The sequence below is a fragment of the Streptomyces sp. NBC_01439 genome (genome assembly GCF_036227605.1).
In the GTDB taxonomy this organism is placed as follows: domain Bacteria; phylum Actinomycetota; class Actinomycetes; order Streptomycetales; family Streptomycetaceae; genus Streptomyces.
In genome coordinates, this window is record NZ_CP109487.1 from 6,048,867 (window position 1) to 6,066,743 (window position 17,877).

The window sequence follows — 17,877 nt, forward strand, 5'->3', positions numbered from 1 at the left end:
CTCACTGGTCCAGGGCGTTGTCGATCGCCTTCACCGCGGCCTCCCAGCCCTCCTGCGCGCTGCGGCCCTTCTGGTCGACCTGGAGCATCCCGATGTCCGCCAGGTTCTGCGCGATCACGAGGTCCTTCGGCCCGACCACCGTCACCGGCACGCCCTCGGCGGCCTTCGCGAAGATCTCGCCGATCGGGGCGCCCCCGAAGTACGCGTGCTGCGCGCCCGACACCGTCGGCAGCTTGTACGCGGCGCTCGCGCTCGGGAAACTGCCGCGCTTCTCGAAGAGCTTCGCCTGCTGCTCCGGGGCCGTCAGCCAGGCCGCCAGCTTCGCCGCCTCCTCGGCGTGCTTGCCCGCCTTCGGCACCACCAGGAAGGACCCGCCCCAGTTGCTGGGCTTCGGCGCCTGGGCCACGTCCCATTTGTCCTTGCCCGCCGGGCCGGCCTTGTCCTGGATGTAGCCGAGCATCCAGGCCGGGCAGGAGACCGTGGCGAAGGAGCCGTTGGAGAAGCCCTGGTCCCAGGCCGGGGTGAACTGCTGCAGTTTGGCGCTCAGCCCGCCGGTGGCGAAGGAGGCCGCCAGGTCGAAGGCGCCGCGCACCGCCGGGTTGGTCTTGTAGACGACCTTGCCCTGGTCGTCGTAGAAGCGCTGGGCGCTGCTCCCGGTCACCGCCGCCATGACGCCCGAGGCCGAGTCCACGAAGGCCTTCCCCTCGCCGGCCTTCGCCTTGTAGGTCCGGCCCGTCTCCAGGTACTTGTTCCAGTCGCCCGCCCACAGCGCCCCGACCGCCGTCCGGTCGGTGGGCAGTCCGGCCGCCTCGAAGAGGTCCTTGCGGTAGCAGATGCCCTGCGGGCCGATGTCCGTACCGAGGCCGACCGTGGCCCCGCCCTTGGCCGCGGGCGCCGTGCCCTGGGCCCACTTCCAGGGCAGGTACGCGGCCTTGTCCACGCCGGGGGCCTTCGCCAGGTCCACCAGCTTGTCGGCCTGGGTGGCGGTGATCTCGGCGATGTTGTTGACCTCGACGGCCTGGATGTCGGCGAGCCCGCTGCCCGTGCCCAGGTGGGTGAGGAGCTGGGGGTAGTAGTTCTCGTTCCGCTCGATGGAGGTCTGCTCGATGCGGATCCCGGGGTTCTGCGCCATGTACGCGTCGTAGAGCCCGGCCTCCTGGAGTCCGAAGGCCCCGAAGACCCCGACGGTGAGGGTGGTCCGTGCGCCGCCGGAGGTGCCGGTGGAGGGGGCGCCCCGGCCGGGGCCCTCGTCGGGGTCCTGTGCGCACCCCGCGAGCAGCAGGGCCGCGGTCGCGACCGCGGCGACGGTCGTGACGAGGGCTCTTCGGGATCGGGCTCGGGATCGGGATCGGACGCGCATGTGCTTCCTCCCAGAAGGACGAAACGTGCCGGGTGTCGTGTGACACAGTGTGGGAGCGCTCCCACAGCCGTCAAGAGGTAGATTCACAACCGGGAGGAAGTCATGAACGGGCACGGGCGCAGTGGGGGACGACCGACCCTGGAGGAGGTCGCGGCGCGCGCCGGAGTCGGGCGCGGCACGGCCTCCCGGGTGATCAACGGATCCTCCAAGGTCAGCGAGCACACCAGGGTCGCCGTCGAGGCGGCCGTGGCCGAGCTGGGGTACGTACCGAACCGCGCCGCGCGCGCCCTCGCGGCCAACCGCACCGACGCCATAGCCCTCGTGATCCCCGAGCCCGAGGCCCGCTTCTTCGCCGAGCCCTACTTCTCCGAAGTGGTCCGCGGGGTCGGCGCCGAGCTCGCCGACACCGAGGTCCAGCTCGTCCTCACCCTGGCGGGCAGCGACCGCGAGCGCCGCCGGCTCGCCCAGTACCTGTCCGGGCACCGCGTCGACGGGGTGCTGCTCGTCTCCGTCCACGCCGGGGACCCACTGCCGGAGCTGCTGGCCGAGCTCGGCATCCCGACGGTGATCAGCGGCCGCCGCTCCGCCGCCGAGACCCTGCCCAGCGTGGACTCCGACAACCTGGCGGGCGCGGCCGAGGCCGTGAGCCACCTCCTCGACCGGGGCCGCCGCGCGATCGCCACGATCACCGGCCCGCTGGACGTGTACGGGGCCCAGTGCCGCCTCGACGGCTACCGGCAGGCCCTGGCCCTCGCCGGACACCCCGTCGACGAGCAGATGATCGCGGTCGGCGACTTCACCGAGGAGGGCGGCCGGCGGGCCATGCGGGCCCTGCTGGAGCGCCGCCCCGGGCTCGACGCGGTCTTCGCCGCCTCGGACGTCATGGCGGCGGGCGCCCGGCGGGAGCTGCGCGCGGCCGGCCGCCGGATCCCGCGGGACGTGGCGCTGGTCGGCTTCGACGACTCGGTGGTGGCCCGGCACATGGACCCGCCGCTGACCAGCGTCCGGCAGCCGATCGAGGAGATGGGCCGGACCATGACCCGGATGCTGCTGGACCGGATCGCGGGGGAGCGGGCCGAGGTGGCCGCCGTGCTGCCGAACCGGCTGGTGGTCCGCGAGTCGTCCTGACGGCCCCGGCCGTGGGGCCGGGAGGAGACCCCGGTACCCCGGTCGTGAAGAAGGCCCCTGGTCATACAGAAGGCCCCGGTCCGCATCCGCGAACCGGGGCCTTCCCACAGGGTGAGTGACGGGACTTGAACCCGCGGCCACCTGGACCACAACCAGGTGCTCTACCAACTGAGCTACACCCACCATGTCCGGTCGGAAAACCGACCGGTCGAAGAAAAGGGTACAGGGTCCGGGAGGGTGCTCGCTCCTCCCTTTCCCCGCGCCCCCTCCGGAGGGGCCCGGCCGGAGCTACGCGCCCGGCACGACGTGCTTGGCGGCGATGCTGCGGGCCGTGTCCGAGTCGGGACCGGGCTGCGGCACGAAGACCGCCTCCCGGTAGTAGCGCAGCTCGGTGATGGAGTCCTTGATGTCCGCCAGCGCCCGGTGGTTGCCGTTCTTCGGCGGGCTGTTGAAGTACGCCCGCGGGTACCAGCGGCGCGCCAGCTCCTTGACCGAGGACACGTCCACGATCCGGTAGTGCAGGTAGCTCTCCAGCGCGGCCATGTCGCGCAGCAGGAACCCGCGGTCGGTGCCGACCGAGTTTCCGCAGAGCGGCGCCTTGCGGGGTTCCTTCACGTGCTCCCGCACGTAGGCCAGGACCTGCGCCTCGGCATCCGCGAGGGTGGTTCCGCCGGCCAGCTCGTCGAGCAGGCCGGAGGCGGTGTGCATCTCGCGCACCACGTCGGGCATGGTCTCCAGCGCGGCGTCCGGCGGGCGGATCACGATGTCCACGCCTTCGCCGAGCACGTTGAGCTCCGAGTCGGTGACCAGTGCGGCCACCTCGATAAGTGCGTCGTCCGTCAGCGAGAGCCCGGTCATCTCGCAGTCGATCCACACCATGCGATCGTTCATGTGTCCCACCTTATGCGGTCCCCCACGGCGCGGACCGCATATGCGGAAGGTCCTCCATCGGCGGTGACCGATGGAGGACCTTCGTGCGCCGTACTCAGCTCGCGGTCAGGCGTGTTCCCGCAGGACCCGGCCCGGGGCGTACAGCTCCGTCACCGTGGGACCCGATGCGGCCAGGGCCGCCGCCGCCCGGTGGGGCTGCGGAGTGCGTTGGTGCGGAACCGGACCGGCGTTGATGTCGGACACCTGCGCCACGTCGGCCTGCGGCCGGCGTGCCCGGTAGGCGGAGCGGTAGGCGGCCGGGGAGGACCCCAGCTGCCGCCGGAAGTGACCCCGCAGGGCGACCGGCGAGCGGAACCCGCAGCGTCCGGCGACCTCGTCGACCGAGTAGTCGGAGGTCTCCAGCAGCCGCTGTGCCTGGAGCACCCGCTGGGTGATCAGCCACTGGAGCGGAGCGCTGCCGGTGAGCGAGCGGAACCGCCGGTCGAAGGTGCGCCTGCTCATGTAGGCGCGGGCGGCCAGCGTCTCCACGTCGAACTGCTCGTGGAGGTGTTCCAGTGCCCAGGCGACGACCTCGGCCAGCGGGTCGGCGCCGATCTCCTCCGGCAGCGACCGGTCGAGGTAGCGTTCCTGGCCGCCGGTGCGGCGCGGAGGCACGACGAGCCTGCGGGCCAGGGCCCCGGCCGCCTCGCTGCCGTGGTCCGTGCGCACGATGTGCAGGCACAGGTCGATTCCGGCCGCAGTGCCGGCGGACGTGAGCACGTCGCCGTCGTCGACGAAGAGTTCGCGCGGGTCGACGTGGACGGACGGGTACCGCTTGGCCAGCGTCGGCGCGTACATCCAGTGCGTCGTCGCGGGCCGGCCGTCCAGCAGACCGGCGGCGGCGAGCACGAAGGCTCCCGTGCACAGTCCGACGATCCGGGCCCCCTCCTCGTGCGCCAGACGCAGTGCGTCGAGCGCCTCCGGCGGCGGCGGCGAAGTGATGGAGCGCCAGGCGGGAACGACGACCGTTCCTGCCCGGGCGATCGCCTCCAACCCGTACGGCGCGGTCAGTTCGAGTCCGCCGGTGGTCCTGAGCGGACCGTCCTCACCAGCGCACACGAGCAATCGGTAGCGTGGAACTCCCGCGTCCTGCCGGTCAATGCCGAACACGGAGAGTGGAATGGAGCTCTCGAAGATCGGTCCGCCGCTGAAGAGCAGCACCGCGACGATCTCCCTGCGGCGACGCCCCGCGAGCTTCCGGCCGGCGTCTGCTGCGACGACGGCGGTGGAATCCTGGCTCATGGCGCTAAGCCCCCCTTGGGTGTCGCGACTCCTTGGTCTGGTCGCACCTGCACGTTTCCCCTCGGCCTTGCACGTGGATCCCCCGCCGTAAATACATGATCGAATCTACTGCGTCCCGTGGTGTCGGCGTGACAAGTTCAGCACGCAGCGCTATGTCGACTTCTCAACTTGGCGAAAAGCATTCGATCAGTAAGCGTTCCACTCCGCTACCCGAACGGGAAGCGTGCCGCCCGGCCATGGCCAGTACCTGTAGGGCCGGAACGCCCCCCGGGGTCTGTCGTCGCTGGTGATGAGGGGGACGGGGGGACATTCCGGCAAGGAGGGCACCCTGTCGGGAAGTTGGCTGAAAACATGCGTGTGTGGGTGTGCGAATGAGTCAGTCGTGCGGGGAGAGTAGGCCGGAACCCCGGCATCCGCGGTGCATCCCGCCACCGGCGCGCGAGTGTCGGCCGCGGTGGGCGGGCGGAAGGTGGCCCTCCGCGGGCCCCCGGGCCGCGGCCCGCCGGTTCTCCTCCGAGTGGCGCAGCAGGACCCGGCACACGGCCGTGACGGCGAGCAGGCCGAGGGTCGCGACGGCCGCCCCGCCGAAGGAGGTTCCGTAGACGACGAGGACCACGGGGACGAGCAGGCAGCTGAAGGCCGCCCAGCGCACCACGTCACCCGCGGGGTCGTCGTGGGGCCGCCCGGCGGAACGCACGGACGGGTGAAGGTTCGAGCGGGGGGCTGGGGCGAACTGCGGGGCGGGGTGGGCGTGCTGGGGGTACGGGGCGGACTGCGTCGGCTGAGCTGGCTGGCCGGGGTGAACCGGGTGACCGGGCACGGCGTGCTCCCTGCGGGCTCTTACCTGTTGGTCGGACGCATGTCCCAACGCCCGGCGGCGGGCTCGGTCACTGCGCCAACGGGTGGCGGTGGCCGGCCTCGTCACTGGCTGTAGGGGACAGCGGACATTGCCAAGGCGCGCTCGCTCCGGCATGCTCCCTGGGACGCTCTCCAAGGGCGGCATGCCCTGTGCAGGACAGGAGTGTCGCCGTACCCTGGTGGGTACGGGCTTGGGAAGATGCTTCCCGGACAGAGCTCCGTCACACTGCGTCGCCGATTTCGCCCCTGTTGCTTCCTCCAAGGACCTCTTCGCCGAGACACCCATGGCCGGTCACGAATCCCCCGAACCCGCGGACCGCAAGCGCAAACGCGTCGTCGACCCCGAGTCGGCCGCCGATCTGCGCGCGGCGGAACAGGCACGTGTGCACTGCGATCCGGCCTTCCGGCACGGGGTCGTCGTGGGATTCGACGGATCCACGTCCAGTGAACGCGCACTCGCCTATGCGATCGGCATGGCCCGACGCTCCGGATCCGGTCTGATCATCGTCCATGTCGCCAATCGACTGCCCACCACGGTGTGGGCCGGCTGCGAGCCGCCCGTCTTCGTCGACGTGCCGGACCACCGCACCGAGGTGCTCGGGCTGGAACTCGCCTGCGCGGACTATCTGGCCGAAGTGCCGTGGATCCTGGTCGAGCGCGGTGGTGACATCTGCCACGAGCTGGAGGAGGTCGGCCGGGAGTATTCGGCCGACGCCATCGTCGTCGGATCCACGCACGGGATCGTGGGCCGGATCTTCGGTTCGGTCGCCGGCCGCTTGGCCAAGCGCGCACAGCGACCGGTCGTCGTCATTCCTTGACCGCCCCCTCCCTCGAGCGCGACGGTGGGCGACCGGACCGGTCGCCCACCGTTGTCGTTCCGTGACCGTTCGTTAAGCCGCTTGTACGGTTGTGCCCCTGTGTAAAGGGTAGATAAATGCTGCTGGGACGCAGCAAACAACTGCAGATCGAAGGGAGCCCGCCGTGGACAATGGTGTCTCTGCGGGAAGCACGGCCTCGACTTCGACCCTCGGGAACATCGCCCTGGGTCTCACCCTTCTCGCATTCGGTATCGGCCACACCGGCGTCATCGACGGCGTGTCCGCTGCCAACTCCGTGTCGCTCGCGATGTACGTCGGTGGCGCGGCCCTGTTCCTCCTCGGCCTCCTGGAGTACCGCGGCGGCGACGGGTTCAACGGCACCGCGTTCGCGGGCCTCGGCATCTTCTGGTTCACGTGGGCCAAGGGTGCGGGAGGTTCGGTCTCCGACGAAGCCGCCGGAACGTTTCTTGTCCTCTTCGCGATGCTCGCGCTGACCCTTGCGGTCGCCGCCGCGAGCGGTCTGTTCGGTCAGGGCGTCTACGCCCTGCTGACCCTGTCGCTGCTCCTGCTGGCGCTGGGCGCGTTCGTGGACAACGGCACGCTCGCGAAGGCGGGCGGCTGGGTCGCCGCCGTCTCCGGACTGCTGGCCTGGTACGGCGCCACCGCGGCGCTGGCGCACTGGCCGATGGCCTTCGGCAAGGCCCGTAGCGGCGGCGCGGTCGCCGCGAGTTGATCGGCTACGTAAGAACGGAACGGTCCCCGAGATTCTGGGGGCCGTTCTCATCTATAAAAGGGCATTTTCTATCTTTTTCGCGCATAGGGGCATTGCGTTGATGAGTCGTCGGCACGATAGGCCGCGTGAAGGCGGACGCGGGGCGCAAGTATCGTGCGTACCCCACCGAGGTCCAGGACCAGGTCCTGGTGCGGTGGGGGCATACGGCGCGTGCTCTTTGGAACGTGGCTCTTGAGCAGCGGGTGTACCTGTGGGAGCAGCGTCGGTACACCCTGCGTTCTGTCGAGCAGTGCAAGTTCCTGACGGCCGCCCGGACCGACCTGGACTGGATGGGTGACCTGCCCGCGCAGTCCGGGCAGCAGATTCTGCGCAGCCTGGACCGTGCGTACGACAATTTCTGGAACCCAAGCCACTCCGCTGGGTTTCCGGCGCGGAAGAAGCGCGGGCACCGTCTGTCGATCCCGCTCCCTGGCCAGGCGGTCGAGGTTCGCAAGCTGAACCGCAAGTGGGCCGAGGTGCGTCTGCCCAAGCTCGGCTGGCTGCGGTTCCGGCTCTCCCGAGCGATCGGCGGCACGGTCCGCAATGCCACGGTCTCCCGGGACGGCAATGGCTGGCACGTCTCGTTCGGCGTCCACACGGGCCGCATGCCGGACGAGCTGAACGGGAAGCCCGCGTGCGGGGTGGACTTCGGTGTTGCCGCGTCCGCGTTCGTCTCCACCGACACCACACCCCGCCTCATGCCCCCGTCACTGAAAGCCAAGGAGAAGAAGCGGCTCAAGGCGCTGGAACAGCGCAAGGCGCGACAGATCACCTACGCCAAGAAACACAACGGCGGGAAGTACAGCTGCCGCCTGCGCACCACGATCGCTCAGATCGCAAGGCTCACTACCCGCCGGGCCAACCGACGACGGGACTTCACGCACAAACTCACCACCGACCTCGCCAAAAGCCACGGCCTGATCGGTATCGAAGACCTGCGCGTGAAGAGCATGACCGCCTCTGCGAAAGGTACTGCCGCGGCCCCGGGGAGGAACGTCCGGGCGAAGGCCGGGCTGAACCGGTCGGTCCTCGACAACACTCCGGGGGAGCGGCGGCGGCAGCTTGAGTACAAGGCGCGCATGTACGGGTCTGTACTCGTCGCCGTGCCGCCGTTCCACACCTCTCAGACCTGCGCCGCCTGCGGCCTGGTCGATCCCGGGTCCCGTAAGGGATGCGGCCGGCTGTTCGCCTGCACCCGGTGCGGGCACGAGGATGACGCCGACCGCAATGCCTCGATGGAGATCGAGGCCCGAGCCCGCCGGACGGGCGGCTCGGACATCAACAGCACGCGCAGCATCCCCCGGATGCGAGTCCCGGCCGCCGGCCGGAGGCGGATGCGTGAAGCCCTTCAGCCCGCTCACGCGGGCTGAAGGGAATCCCCGCCTTCAGCGCGGGGAGGATCGTCACTCGACCGTTACCGACTTCGCCAGGTTGCGCGGCTTGTCGATGTCCCGGCCCATGGCCAGGGCCGTGTGGTACGCGAGCAACTGGAGCGGGATGCCCATCAGGATCGGGTCCAGCTCGTCCTCGTTCTTCGGCACCACGATGGTGTGGTCCGCCTTCTCCTGCTCGCGGTGGGCGACCGCCAGGATCCGGCCGCTGCGGGCCTTGATCTCCTCCAGCGCCGCGCGGTTCTTCTCCAGCAGGTCGTCGTCCGGGACGATCGCGACCGTCGGCAGCGAGGGCTCGATCAGCGCCAGCGGACCGTGCTTGAGCTCGGAGGCGGGGTAGGCCTCGGCGTGGATGTAGGAGATCTCCTTCAGCTTGAGGGAGGCCTCCAGCGCCACCGGGTAGCCACGGACCCGACCGATGAACATCATCGACTTGGCCTCGGCGTACTCGGCCGCCAGCTTCTTGATGTCCTCTTCGCCCTCGAGGATCTCCTGGATCTGCGCGGGCAGCTTGCGCAGGCCCTCGATGATCCGCTTGCCGTCGGTGACCGAGAGGTCGCGGATGCGGCCGAGGTGCACGGCGAGCAGCGCGAAGGCCACGACCGTGTTGGTGAAGCACTTGGTGGAGACGACGCAGACCTCGGGGCCGGCGTGCACGTACACGCCGCCGTCGGCCTCGCGGGCGATCGCGGAGCCGACCACGTTGACCACGCCGAGGACGCGGGCGCCCTTGCGCTTGAGCTCCTGCACCGCCGCGAGGACGTCGTACGTCTCACCGGACTGGGAGACCGCGATGTAGAGGGTGTCGGGGTCCACGACCGGGTTGCGGTAGCGGAACTCGGAGGCCGGCTCGGCGTCCGCGGGGATCCGGGCCATGCCCTCGATGAGGCCGGCGCCGATGAGGCCCGCGTGGTACGAGGTGCCGCAGCCCAGGATCTTGACCCGGCGGATGCCGCGCGCCTCGCGCGGGTCCAGGTTCAGGCCGCCCAGGTGCACGGTGCTGAAGCGGTCGTCGATCCGGCCGCGCAGCACGCGGTCGACCGCGTCGGGCTGCTCGGAGATCTCCTTGTGCATGTAGGTGTCGTGACCGCCCATGTCGTACGAGGCGGCCTCCCACTCCACGGTCTCCGGGGTGGCGTTGGTCGTCGTGCCGGAGGTCGTGTAGGTGCGGAAGTCGTCGGCCTTGATGGTGGCCATCTCGCCGTCGCCGAGGGTCACGACCTGGCGGGTGTGGGCGACCAGCGCGGCGACGTCCGAGGCGACGAACATCTCCTTCTCGCCGATGCCGAGGACCACGGGGGAGCCGTTGCGGGCGACGACGATGCGGTCGGCGAAGTCGGCGTGCATGACGGCGATGCCGTAGGTGCCGTCGATGACCTTCAGCGCCTCGCGGACCTTCTCCTCCAGGGAGTCGGCCTCGGAGCGGGCGATCAGGTGGACGATGACCTCGGTGTCGGTCTCCGAGACGAAGACGACGCCCTCGGCCTCGAGCTTGGCGCGCAGCTCGGAGCAGTTGTCGACGATGCCGTTGTGGACGACGGCGACCTTGTTCTCCGGGTCCAGGTGCGGGTGGGAGTTGATGTCGCTCGGGGCGCCGTGCGTGGCCCAGCGGGTGTGGGCGATGCCGGTGGTGCCGGCGAAGCGCTTGGGAACGCGGGACTCCAGCTCGCGGACGCGGCCCTTGGCCTTGACGACCTTCAGGGCCGGGGCCTTCGGGGTGTTGACCACGATGCCCGCGGAGTCGTATCCGCGGTATTCCAGCCGTGCCAGGCCCTCCAGCAGCAGCGGTGCCACGTCACGCTTGCCGATGTAACCGACGATTCCACACATACGGTTTTGCCCCTCCTGAAGTTCGGTTCCGTGCTCGTCCGGTGCCGCGTGCGGCGGCCGCCGGCTCAGCCGTAGACGATGCGGCGCAACTGCCGGAGCGAGAGCTCCGGCGGCGCCACTGCGCGGTGCGGCAGCTCGGCCGCGATCCGCTCGAAGATCTCCGTGTTCACCGCTCCGCCGGACTGCAGTTCCCGGTGGCGGCGGCGGACGAACTCCTCGGTCGTCTCGTCGAAGTAGGCGAGCACGTCCAGTACCACCCGGGCCGCCTCGCCGCGCTGGAGCGCGGTGCTGCGCACCAGGTGGTCGACGAGGTCGTCATGCGACGGGCGGCGATCGAGCACTCGTAGATATTGGCGGCTAATGGCGATGAACGCAAAGATCCTGCCCGATTCCGGGCAGGATCGGGCTGGTCTGGACCAGTGGGGTGCTCGGTGTGCCCCCCTTCGGATGATTTCCGGCCGCCCCGGATTCGCTCACCGGACGGGACGGCCCGCTTGGCCTATACCTGTGCGCATGAGAGTCCTGCGACGCACGCTCGGCACCCTCCTCGCCTTCGCCGCGGCCCCGGCCCTGGTCTCGGCCTGCACCTCCGCCCACGGTGACGACGCCAGGCCCGGGGACGACCCGCCGGTCGCCCTCGCCCCCTTCGAACGGCTGCTGCCCGTGCCCCTTTCCGCGCACGCCGAAGGCCCCGGGTACTCCTTCGGTGCGGGGACGGTCATCCGTACCGGCCGGGGCCCGGACGAGGAGGTCCGCCGGGTGGGCGAGCTCCTGGCCGAGCAGCTGCGCGGCCCGAGCGGGCTGCCGCTGCCGGTGGTCGACGGGGCGCAGGGGGACGGGATCCGGCTCCGGATCGACGAGGGGGCGCAGGGGGTGGGCGAGGAGGGGTACCGGCTGGAGTCAGACCCGACCGGGGTCACCCTCACCGCGCGGACCCCGGCCGGGCTCTTCCACGCGGGGCAGACGCTGCGCCAGCTGGTGCCGGTGGCGGGTCCCGGCACGGTGCCGGGCGGGACGGTCACCGACCGGCCGCGCTTCGCGTACCGGGGGGCCATGGTCGACATCGCGCGCCACCACTTCTCGGTGGACCAGGTGAAGAGGTACGTGGACCAGCTCGCCCAGTACAAGGTCAACACCCTGCACCTGCACCTGACCGACGACCAGGGGTGGCGCCTGGCGATCGACTCCTGGCCGCGACTGGCGGAGTACGGGGGCGGCAGCGAGGTCGGTGGCGGGCCCGGCGGCCACTGGACGAAGGACGAGTACCGGGAGCTGGTGGACTACGCGGGGCAGCGGTACGTCGACGTGGTCCCCGAGATCGACATGCCGGGGCACGTGAACGCGGCGCTCGCCTCCTACGCCGAGCTGAACTGCGACGGGAAGGCCCCGGAGCGGTACACCGGCGTCAAGGTGGGCTTCAGCTCCCTGTGCGTGGCCGAGGAGCGGACGTACGAGTTCATCGACGAGGTCCTCGGGGAGCTGGCGGAGCTCACCCCGGGCCGCTACCTGCACATCGGCGGCGACGAGGCGCACGCGACGCCGGCGGCGGACTACGCGGCCTTCATGGACCGGGCGCAGGCGGTGGTGGGGAAGTACGGCAAGACGGTCGTGGCCTGGCACCAGCTGGCGGCGGCCCGCCCGGCCCGGGGGGCGGTGCTCCAGTACTGGGGCCACGACAAGACCGCGGCCGCGGACAAGGCGGCCGTGGTGGCGGCGGCGAAGGCGGGGCACCCGCTGATCCTGTCGCCGGCGGACCGGCTCTACCTGGACATGAAGTACGACCCGGCGACGAAGCCGGGCCTGGCCTGGGCGGGGTACGTCCCGGTGCGCCGCGCCTACTCCTGGGACCCGGGGGCGTACCTGGCCGGGGTCCCCGAGTCGGCGGTCCTGGGCGTGGAGGCCCCGTTGTGGACGGAGACCGTCGCGACGCGCGGCGACTGGGAGCTGCTGGCCTTCCCGCGGGTGTTGGGCCTGGCCGAACTGGGCTGGTCGCCGGCGGCCGCGCTCGACTGGACCTCCTACGGCCGCCGGCTGGCGGCGCAGGCGCCCCGGCTGGAGGCACAGGACATCGGCTTCTTCCGGGCGCCGGACGTGCCGTGGACGTAGTCCCTCGGTCCGCGTCGGCTGACGCGCCGGCGGTCCGGCGCGTCGGCCGCTACGGCCGTGCCCGCCAGACCAAGGCCTGGGCGACGACGATGTGTTCACCGTTGAAGGTGATGGCGGGGCCTTCGTGTGGTTCGTAGCCGAGGCCGATCGCTTCGCTCACACGTTGGCAGAACGTCGCGTCGTCCCGGCCGGTCAGAACTCGGTAGACGGGCAATCCTTCTGGTGGTGTGCTCATGAGGAAGAGGATGCCCTGCCGGCCGGGGCCGAAGCGGCGGTCCCCGGAGGAAACCGGTGGACCGCCGCGGGCGACCGGAGCCGGGTCAGGAAGTCTGCTTCCCGCCCGCCGGCTTCCGGAACAGGAGCATCGTCGAAGATCCGAACGCCTCGGTGTTGGTGTGCGTACTGCTCACCAGGTCGAAGCCGTGCCGAGTGATCTCCTCGGCCAGGGCGCCACCGGACCGTTCCGAGAAGGGCAGCACCTCCAGGCCGATCTCCTTCTCGGAGTCCGCGACCCGAATCCTCCTGGAGATCACGTTCCCCGGAACGAGGTCGCCGGCTATCTCCGTGTAGTCCGGAATGGAGAAGAAGCCCTTCCCCCATTCGCTCGCGCAGTGGTCCACGATGAAGTGGCCGCCCGGGCGAAGGATGTCGTGGACGCGGGAGATGTGCTGTGCGCGCTGCTCCTCCTCGACGAGCATGTGCAGGCAGCCCATGTTCATGGCGAGATCGAAGGCGTTGTCGTCGAAGCCGCGCAGATGGATGACGTCGCGCTCCACGAACCCGGAGGCATCCAGGTTCGCGGCGGCGGCCCGCTCGCGCGCGCGGGCCAGAGCGGAGTGCGACACGTCGACCGAGACGACGTCGTGTCCCTGCGACAGCAGGTACAAGGAGTCGCGGCCTTCGCCGCATCCCAGGTCGATGATCTGTCCGGAGAAGAGGTCCGGGCGTTCGTCGATCATCTGGAGGAGCGAGGCGTTGGGATCCTCCGACTCCCACAACTGGGCGCCGTTCTCGTACACGGTCCGGTAGCGGTCTTCGTAGCCGAAGTAGTAGTCGCCGATCGTGGCGACGATGCTCCGTACGTCGTCGGTGGTGGGCGAGAACTCCACCGGTGAGACGGTGAGGTCCGCATCCGCACCCAGCACCGTGAGCACGGTGTCGTCGAGCAGCCCGATCGCCAGAAGGTACTGGGACTCGTCGCACTCGACCGCTTCGCCGACGCCGAAGGGCGAACAACACTCTTTCAGTGCGTCCAGTGTCAGGGCGCCGGCCTTCTCACAGGTGAATATGGCTGCTCGTCCCCGGGTCACCTTGGCGGCGAAGCCGGCCGAGCCGTCCAGCTGCCACACGGTGGCGGTGTCGGCGAGTTTGATCTCGGTCAGGTTCAGACCGTCGGGTGCCGTTTCGTCGAGGATCGCTCGGTAGAGACTCATGTGTGTTCCCCCTGTGTGTGGTTCTCGGATGTGCGCAGAGCCGCCAGACGGGCTTCGTACTCCTGGAGTACGGGGCTTCGATGGCGGAAGATCCTGCCGGAGTCGCGAAAGTGTTGTGCGACCTCGTGGTCGTGGGAGCGAAGGGCGGCTTCGATCCCGGTGAGTTCGATGACGTCGCGCTGGGCGTTGCTGCCGCCCATCGGGAAGGACCGCTGGAAGGATCTGGCCAGTCGGGCCGCGGCATCGGCGTAGTCGCCGGTCGTGAAGGACCGGAACCCGAGGAATATGTCGACCATTTCCTCGGGCACTTCCTTGCCGCGCGCTCGGACCGCCTCCAGGAGGGAGTCGGCACGGCCGTACTCTCCGACCTGGCAGTAGGTGATGTAGGCGTGGAAGTCGTTGAAGAGGTACCAGTTCTCCTCCAGGTAGGGCTTCCAGTCCTGGAAGAGCGACTGCCAGTAGGCGGAGAGGTCGAGCGACGGCTTGACGAGGGCGAGACGCCACAGCAGCGTGACGGCGTCCAGGTCCTCAGCCGAGCGCAGTGACGTCTTTCGGCGTATGCCGATGCGGTAGCAGGCCAGTACGTCCTGGATGTTGTCCGCGTAGAGCTCGAACAACGCGTAGTGCCACCAGATGTGGATGCGCATGGGGGTCGAGCCGTCCCTGCCGCGCATGTACTCCTGGATGTAGCGGGCCCCCTCCTCGTGGCGCCCCGTCTCGTAGAGGCAGTGCACCATCGCGTGCATCGCGTAGACGTCGTCGGGGTTCAGTTCCAGTGCGAGGCGCGAGCGTTCGATCGCCGTGTCGATCAGACCGTTCTCCTCGAGTGCGAACCCGTGCAGGCCGTGCAGGTAGCCGATGACCGGGTCATCGGCCGCAAAGGCCGGGACAGTCTCGGCTATCGACGCGAGCATGTGCGGTGCGTCGCCGAGGTAGAAGTCCAGCGCGTGAACGGTGAAGATCGACACGGCATCACCCGGATGCGCGTCGACGATGGTCTGGAAGCCGTTCCGGGCGGCGACCAGATCCCCGGCGGTCCAGAATTCGATGGCGGAGAGCATCGCCCTGGTCCGCGCCTCGGTCGGTCCGGTCTCGGCGAGGGAGGCGCAGATCGTCGCGGCCTCCATGACCGCCGGGCGCTCCATGGAGCACAGCAGGTCCACGGCGAGCACGAGTTGGACTGCCACGGGTGGTGTGGACCGGGCGGACGGACGACATCGGTCGTGGTCCAGTTTCATCGAGACCAGTTGGATGATCGCGCTCTCGACGAACTCCATGTCCGAGGGCCGTTCGACAAGATGAGGAACGCCCCGGGAATCGGTGAGAACGCTCATGTGTACACCTCGGTTGTGCTGGGTCGGCTGCTTTGGGCCTTGCGTATTCGGTGGAACGACAGAACGAGCAGCAGCGTCAGTGCGAACGGAGCCAGCCAGATCTGGGAGGAGACGAACCGTCCGCCCGCCAGGACGACGGCCAGCAGTACGAGGGAGCAGGCGTTCGCGTTCGCCACGATCGCACCGACCTGTCGCGGCGAGAAGACCGATGCCGCTTCCGCGCGCAGGATCACCCGCAGGGAGCCGAAGGCCCATCCGAGGGCGAAGATGGCGACCATCTGCGGCACCCCGAAGCCCGGGAGGAGGAGCCAGATCGCCATCGCCGCGGTCACGGCGCCGACGGCTCCCACCAGAACCCAACGCACTTCCAGGTTCTTCGTGAGGCGGTGGAGGAGGGTTCCTGCGACAGCCATCCCGATACCGAGAAGCATGTCCATGATTCCAACGGTGAGCATGCCTTGGTCGTGGGCCAGGGCCTGCAACGGCAGCATGAAGTTGAACGTGCCCAGGACGGGCCAGATGAGCATGAAGGCCAGGAGGTACAGGGCCTTGAGGTTGCCCGTGCGCTCCGGTAGGGCTTCCTTCCGGGACTCCTCAGTGGCGGCCGCGGTGCGGTGTGATCCCAGACTCAGGGCCGCGACGCCGGCGAACAGGACGGCGCAGACGACCAGCACCCACTCGGCTCGCATCACGCGTGTGAACAGGGGGGCGAACAGCGGGCCCACCATGAGCGCGACCTGGTTGACGGTCATGGTCAGCGAGCTGTGCTTGCGCAGGGTGGAGCCATCGAGCCCGGACGCCTCGTCGTTGAACCACACTTCCCAGGTCGACTCCAGGAAGAAGAAGAAGATCCACAGGACGAAGTTCAGGGCGACCAGCACGTGCACGTGGTCGTAGCCGGCCGCGATCAGGAGCAGTGTCAGGGAGACTCCGGCGAGCCCTGCGGCGGTCATCCTGGCCCCGCCGGCGATCGGGCTGAAGCGGATCAGCGGCGGAACGAACACGGCGGGCACGAAGGAGAGCGCGGTCGCGATGGCGAGTGCGTCGTAGCCTCCCCCCTGCGAGGAGGCGATGTGCCAGTTGAGGAGCAGCAGCACCACTCCGTTGAAGAACCGATAGAAGCCGGAGTAGACGGTGTACCGCTTCACTCGTCGACCGTGTCTCCGATCGCGAAGATCTGATCGGACAACTCCTTGGCCGTGGTCACTGGCAGCCAGGTCTTCTCGCTGAAGAGCTCGTCCCATTCGAGCTCGATGAGGCCCTCCCTGGTGCTCCAGTTCTTGGCGGCCTGGGAGAGGTCGCCGGGCTTGGCGCTGATGTTGATGCTCCGCACCTCGAACGGCAGCGGCTTCCCGTCGAGGACGTTCTGGATCCGTCCGGGCGCGGCCTTGAGGAACGCGATCGCCGAGGTCTTGGTGGGCACCGCGTCGGCGACGACGTCGAGGAGGTCGGATCCGAGGTACGAGCTGACGTGCAGCCAATAGGGGTTGATCGCGTAGGCCCGCTCGACCTGGTCCATGATCCCGTCGCCGCCGGGCCGGGCGGCGACTTCGATCACCCAGGCCGTCCCGTCCGCATCGAACTTGATCTCCACATGGGCGAGACCCCGGTCGATGCCCAGGGCGGCACAGGCCCGTACGGCGAGGTCGGTCAGCACCTCGTCTCCGGTGCGGTGACTCGGCACCATGTGCGCGATCTCGGCGAACCAGGGTCGAGGGGACAGGTACTTCTCGGTCACGGCGAGAACCCGTGCACCGCCGGCCCCGCAGAGGACCTCGACGGACACCTCGTCATCGGAGTCGACGCACTGCTCGACGAGGTACTTGTCGCCGAGGATGTTGAACGACGATCCGTACTGCGCGATGACGGCCTTCGAGGCCGCGAGACCGGCGACCGCCTCCTCGCGGGTGGTGGCCAGGACGACGCCGCCGCTGCCGCCGAAGTCGTACGGCTTGATGACCGCGGGCAGTCCGATGGTCTCGATGGCTTCGAGCAACTCCGACTCGGACTCGACCAGTTGGGAGCGGGGAGTCTGGACGCCGGCGGCCACGAGGGCCTGCTTCATGGCGTGCTTGTTCCGGGCGTTGGTCACCGTCGTGGCGTCCAGTCCGCCCAACCCCAGGACGCGGTTGACGGTGTTCGCCGAATCCACCGTCCAGTCGTTGAGCGGAACGACGATCCTGGGGTGCCAGCCCTGGGCGGAGTGCGCACGAATGGCCCTCAGCAGGGATTCCGAGTCCGTGGGATCGGCTGACAGCATGTTGTCGAAGGTGCGGTTCAGCTTGCGTACGGCATCTTCCGCAGCTGCCCAGACGGGGATGTCGGTAGCCTGTTTCGCCCCCGAGAAGGCCCGTTCGCGAAGATACTGGTCGGCCCCGAGCAGGAGTACGTACTCTTTTAACTGCATGGATTCCCCGCCATATTCCAGGATGCCCCGACCTGCGATGTCCGCCCTCGACGATTGCCGCCGGGAATCGGGGTGAGATGAGTGAATCAATTCGTGGGCCGGGAGGGTCAACTGCAGTCGTTCGCAGCGATTCGCATTCCACCTCTACCGGCGCGCCACGGGAATGCTTGCGCATACCCCCCAATTTCTCCGCAAGATCATAACGGTGCACCAGAGAGGGCGCCAACGATTATTTTCGGAAAATGGCGTGAAATCCACTGCGGGTCGT

Annotated in this window: 16 protein-coding genes and 1 tRNA gene; 5 read left to right on the forward strand and 12 right to left on the reverse strand. The window is 69.2% G+C overall.

Going from position 1 to position 17,877, the window contains the following annotated elements; all coding sequences use genetic code 11:
• Nucleotide 1: 1 nt before the first annotated feature.
• Nucleotides 2-1,360, reverse strand: coding sequence for an ABC transporter substrate-binding protein (locus OG207_RS27365; protein WP_329101757.1), 1,359 nt, complete (start codon nucleotides 1,358-1,360; stop codon nucleotides 2-4).
• A 102-nt stretch (nucleotides 1,361-1,462) separates the two neighbouring features.
• On the opposite strand from OG207_RS27365, the gene OG207_RS27370 reads away from it, so the two are divergent.
• Complete coding sequence (locus OG207_RS27370; RefSeq protein ID WP_329101759.1) at nucleotides 1,463-2,488, forward strand: LacI family DNA-binding transcriptional regulator; 1,026 nt, start codon at nucleotides 1,463-1,465, stop codon at nucleotides 2,486-2,488.
• A gap of 110 nt (nucleotides 2,489-2,598) precedes the next feature.
• On the opposite strand, the gene OG207_RS27375 is transcribed toward OG207_RS27370, so the two are convergent.
• The 4 genes from OG207_RS27375 to OG207_RS27390 all read right to left on the reverse strand — a co-directional run bounded on the left by OG207_RS27375 (nucleotide 2,599) and on the right by OG207_RS27390 (nucleotide 5,480).
• Nucleotides 2,599-2,671 (reverse strand) — tRNA-His (locus tag OG207_RS27375).
• Nucleotides 2,672-2,776: 105 nt separating this feature from the next.
• Entirely contained in the window at nucleotides 2,777-3,379 is a 603-nt protein-coding gene (gene orn / locus OG207_RS27380; protein ID WP_030008729.1) for an oligoribonuclease, read from the reverse strand.
• A gap of 105 nt (nucleotides 3,380-3,484) precedes the next feature.
• Entirely contained in the window at nucleotides 3,485-4,660 is a 1,176-nt protein-coding gene (locus OG207_RS27385; protein ID WP_329101762.1) for a helix-turn-helix domain-containing protein, read from the reverse strand.
• 376 nt (nucleotides 4,661-5,036) lie between these two features.
• The gene (locus tag OG207_RS27390) at nucleotides 5,037-5,480 is read right to left on the reverse strand and encodes a hypothetical protein (RefSeq protein ID WP_443072743.1); all 444 of its coding nucleotides are present in this window, start codon (nucleotides 5,478-5,480) and stop codon (nucleotides 5,037-5,039) included.
• A gap of 322 nt (nucleotides 5,481-5,802) precedes the next feature.
• On the opposite strand from OG207_RS27390, the gene OG207_RS27395 reads away from it, so the two are divergent.
• The 3 genes from OG207_RS27395 to OG207_RS27405 all read left to right on the forward strand — a co-directional run bounded on the left by OG207_RS27395 (nucleotide 5,803) and on the right by OG207_RS27405 (nucleotide 8,478).
• The gene (locus tag OG207_RS27395; RefSeq protein ID WP_329101764.1) at nucleotides 5,803-6,336 is read left to right on the forward strand and encodes a universal stress protein; all 534 of its coding nucleotides are present in this window, start codon (nucleotides 5,803-5,805) and stop codon (nucleotides 6,334-6,336) included.
• 163 nt (nucleotides 6,337-6,499) lie between these two features.
• Nucleotides 6,500-7,069, forward strand: a complete 570-nt coding sequence (locus OG207_RS27400; protein ID WP_329101766.1) for a GPR1/FUN34/YaaH family transporter — start codon at nucleotides 6,500-6,502, stop codon at nucleotides 7,067-7,069.
• 125 nt (nucleotides 7,070-7,194) lie between these two features.
• Nucleotides 7,195-8,478 carry an RNA-guided endonuclease InsQ/TnpB family protein gene (locus tag OG207_RS27405; RefSeq protein WP_329101768.1) on the forward strand — a complete coding sequence of 428 codons (1,284 nt, stop codon included), beginning with the start codon at nucleotides 7,195-7,197 and terminating at the stop codon, nucleotides 8,476-8,478.
• A gap of 33 nt (nucleotides 8,479-8,511) precedes the next feature.
• On the opposite strand, the gene glmS is transcribed toward OG207_RS27405, so the two are convergent.
• Together glmS and OG207_RS27415 are read right to left on the reverse strand one after the other, a co-directional pair.
• Nucleotides 8,512-10,329, reverse strand: a complete 1,818-nt coding sequence (gene glmS / locus OG207_RS27410) for a glutamine--fructose-6-phosphate transaminase (isomerizing) (protein ID WP_266596228.1) — start codon at nucleotides 10,327-10,329, stop codon at nucleotides 8,512-8,514.
• 65 nt (nucleotides 10,330-10,394) lie between these two features.
• Complete coding sequence (locus OG207_RS27415; protein ID WP_329101771.1) at nucleotides 10,395-10,670, reverse strand: hypothetical protein; 276 nt, start codon at nucleotides 10,668-10,670, stop codon at nucleotides 10,395-10,397.
• Nucleotides 10,671-10,842: 172 nt separating this feature from the next.
• On the opposite strand from OG207_RS27415, the gene OG207_RS27420 reads away from it, so the two are divergent.
• Nucleotides 10,843-12,435 (forward strand): beta-N-acetylhexosaminidase, encoded by a 1,593-nt coding sequence (locus OG207_RS27420; RefSeq protein WP_329101773.1) that lies wholly within the window; start codon nucleotides 10,843-10,845, stop codon nucleotides 12,433-12,435.
• A gap of 49 nt (nucleotides 12,436-12,484) precedes the next feature.
• Here OG207_RS27420 and OG207_RS27425 read toward each other — a convergent pair whose 3' ends face one another.
• From OG207_RS27425 to OG207_RS27445, 5 genes are all read right to left on the reverse strand, one after another.
• Nucleotides 12,485-12,670: a DUF1737 domain-containing protein gene (locus OG207_RS27425; protein ID WP_329101775.1), complete on the reverse strand. Its 186-nt coding sequence runs from the start codon at nucleotides 12,668-12,670 to the stop codon at nucleotides 12,485-12,487.
• Nucleotides 12,671-12,755: 85 nt separating this feature from the next.
• Nucleotides 12,756-13,868 carry a class I SAM-dependent methyltransferase gene (locus OG207_RS27430; RefSeq protein WP_329101776.1) on the reverse strand — a complete coding sequence of 371 codons (1,113 nt, stop codon included), beginning with the start codon at nucleotides 13,866-13,868 and terminating at the stop codon, nucleotides 12,756-12,758.
• Entirely contained in the window at nucleotides 13,865-15,202 is a 1,338-nt protein-coding gene (locus tag OG207_RS27435; protein ID WP_329101778.1) for a hypothetical protein, read from the reverse strand. The genes OG207_RS27430 and OG207_RS27435 overlap by 4 nt, the downstream gene beginning before the upstream one ends.
• The gene (locus OG207_RS27440) at nucleotides 15,199-16,350 is read right to left on the reverse strand and encodes a hypothetical protein (protein ID WP_329101780.1); all 1,152 of its coding nucleotides are present in this window, start codon (nucleotides 16,348-16,350) and stop codon (nucleotides 15,199-15,201) included. The genes OG207_RS27435 and OG207_RS27440 overlap by 4 nt, the downstream gene beginning before the upstream one ends.
• The gene (locus OG207_RS27445) at nucleotides 16,347-17,609 is read right to left on the reverse strand and encodes an ATP-grasp domain-containing protein (protein ID WP_329101782.1); all 1,263 of its coding nucleotides are present in this window, start codon (nucleotides 17,607-17,609) and stop codon (nucleotides 16,347-16,349) included. The genes OG207_RS27440 and OG207_RS27445 overlap by 4 nt, the downstream gene beginning before the upstream one ends.
• Nucleotides 17,610-17,877 lie beyond the last annotated feature (268 nt).

What these genes read in the sequence shown, in the direction of transcription:
- OG207_RS27420 (WP_329101773.1), top strand. Translation starts at nt 10,843, where the DNA reads ATGAGAGTCCTGCGACGCACGCTCGGCACCCTCCTCGCCTTCGCCGCG.
- OG207_RS27430 (WP_329101776.1), bottom strand. Translation starts at nt 13,868, where the DNA reads ATGAGTCTCTACCGAGCGATCCTCGACGAAACGGCACCCGACGGTCTG.
- OG207_RS27385 (WP_329101762.1), bottom strand. Translation starts at nt 4,660, where the DNA reads ATGAGCCAGGATTCCACCGCCGTCGTCGCAGCAGACGCCGGCCGGAAG.
- OG207_RS27395 (WP_329101764.1), top strand. Translation starts at nt 5,803, where the DNA reads ATGGCCGGTCACGAATCCCCCGAACCCGCGGACCGCAAGCGCAAACGC.
- OG207_RS27435 (WP_329101778.1), bottom strand. Translation starts at nt 15,202, where the DNA reads ATGAGCGTTCTCACCGATTCCCGGGGCGTTCCTCATCTTGTCGAACGG.
- OG207_RS27425 (WP_329101775.1), bottom strand. Translation starts at nt 12,670, where the DNA reads ATGAGCACACCACCAGAAGGATTGCCCGTCTACCGAGTTCTGACCGGC.
- glmS (WP_266596228.1), bottom strand. Translation starts at nt 10,329, where the DNA reads ATGTGTGGAATCGTCGGTTACATCGGCAAGCGTGACGTGGCACCGCTG.
- OG207_RS27370 (WP_329101759.1), top strand. Translation starts at nt 1,463, where the DNA reads ATGAACGGGCACGGGCGCAGTGGGGGACGACCGACCCTGGAGGAGGTC.
- orn (WP_030008729.1), bottom strand. Translation starts at nt 3,379, where the DNA reads ATGAACGATCGCATGGTGTGGATCGACTGCGAGATGACCGGGCTCTCG.
- OG207_RS27445 (WP_329101782.1), bottom strand. Translation starts at nt 17,609, where the DNA reads ATGCAGTTAAAAGAGTACGTACTCCTGCTCGGGGCCGACCAGTATCTT.
- OG207_RS27365 (WP_329101757.1), bottom strand. Translation starts at nt 1,360, where the DNA reads ATGCGCGTCCGATCCCGATCCCGAGCCCGATCCCGAAGAGCCCTCGTC.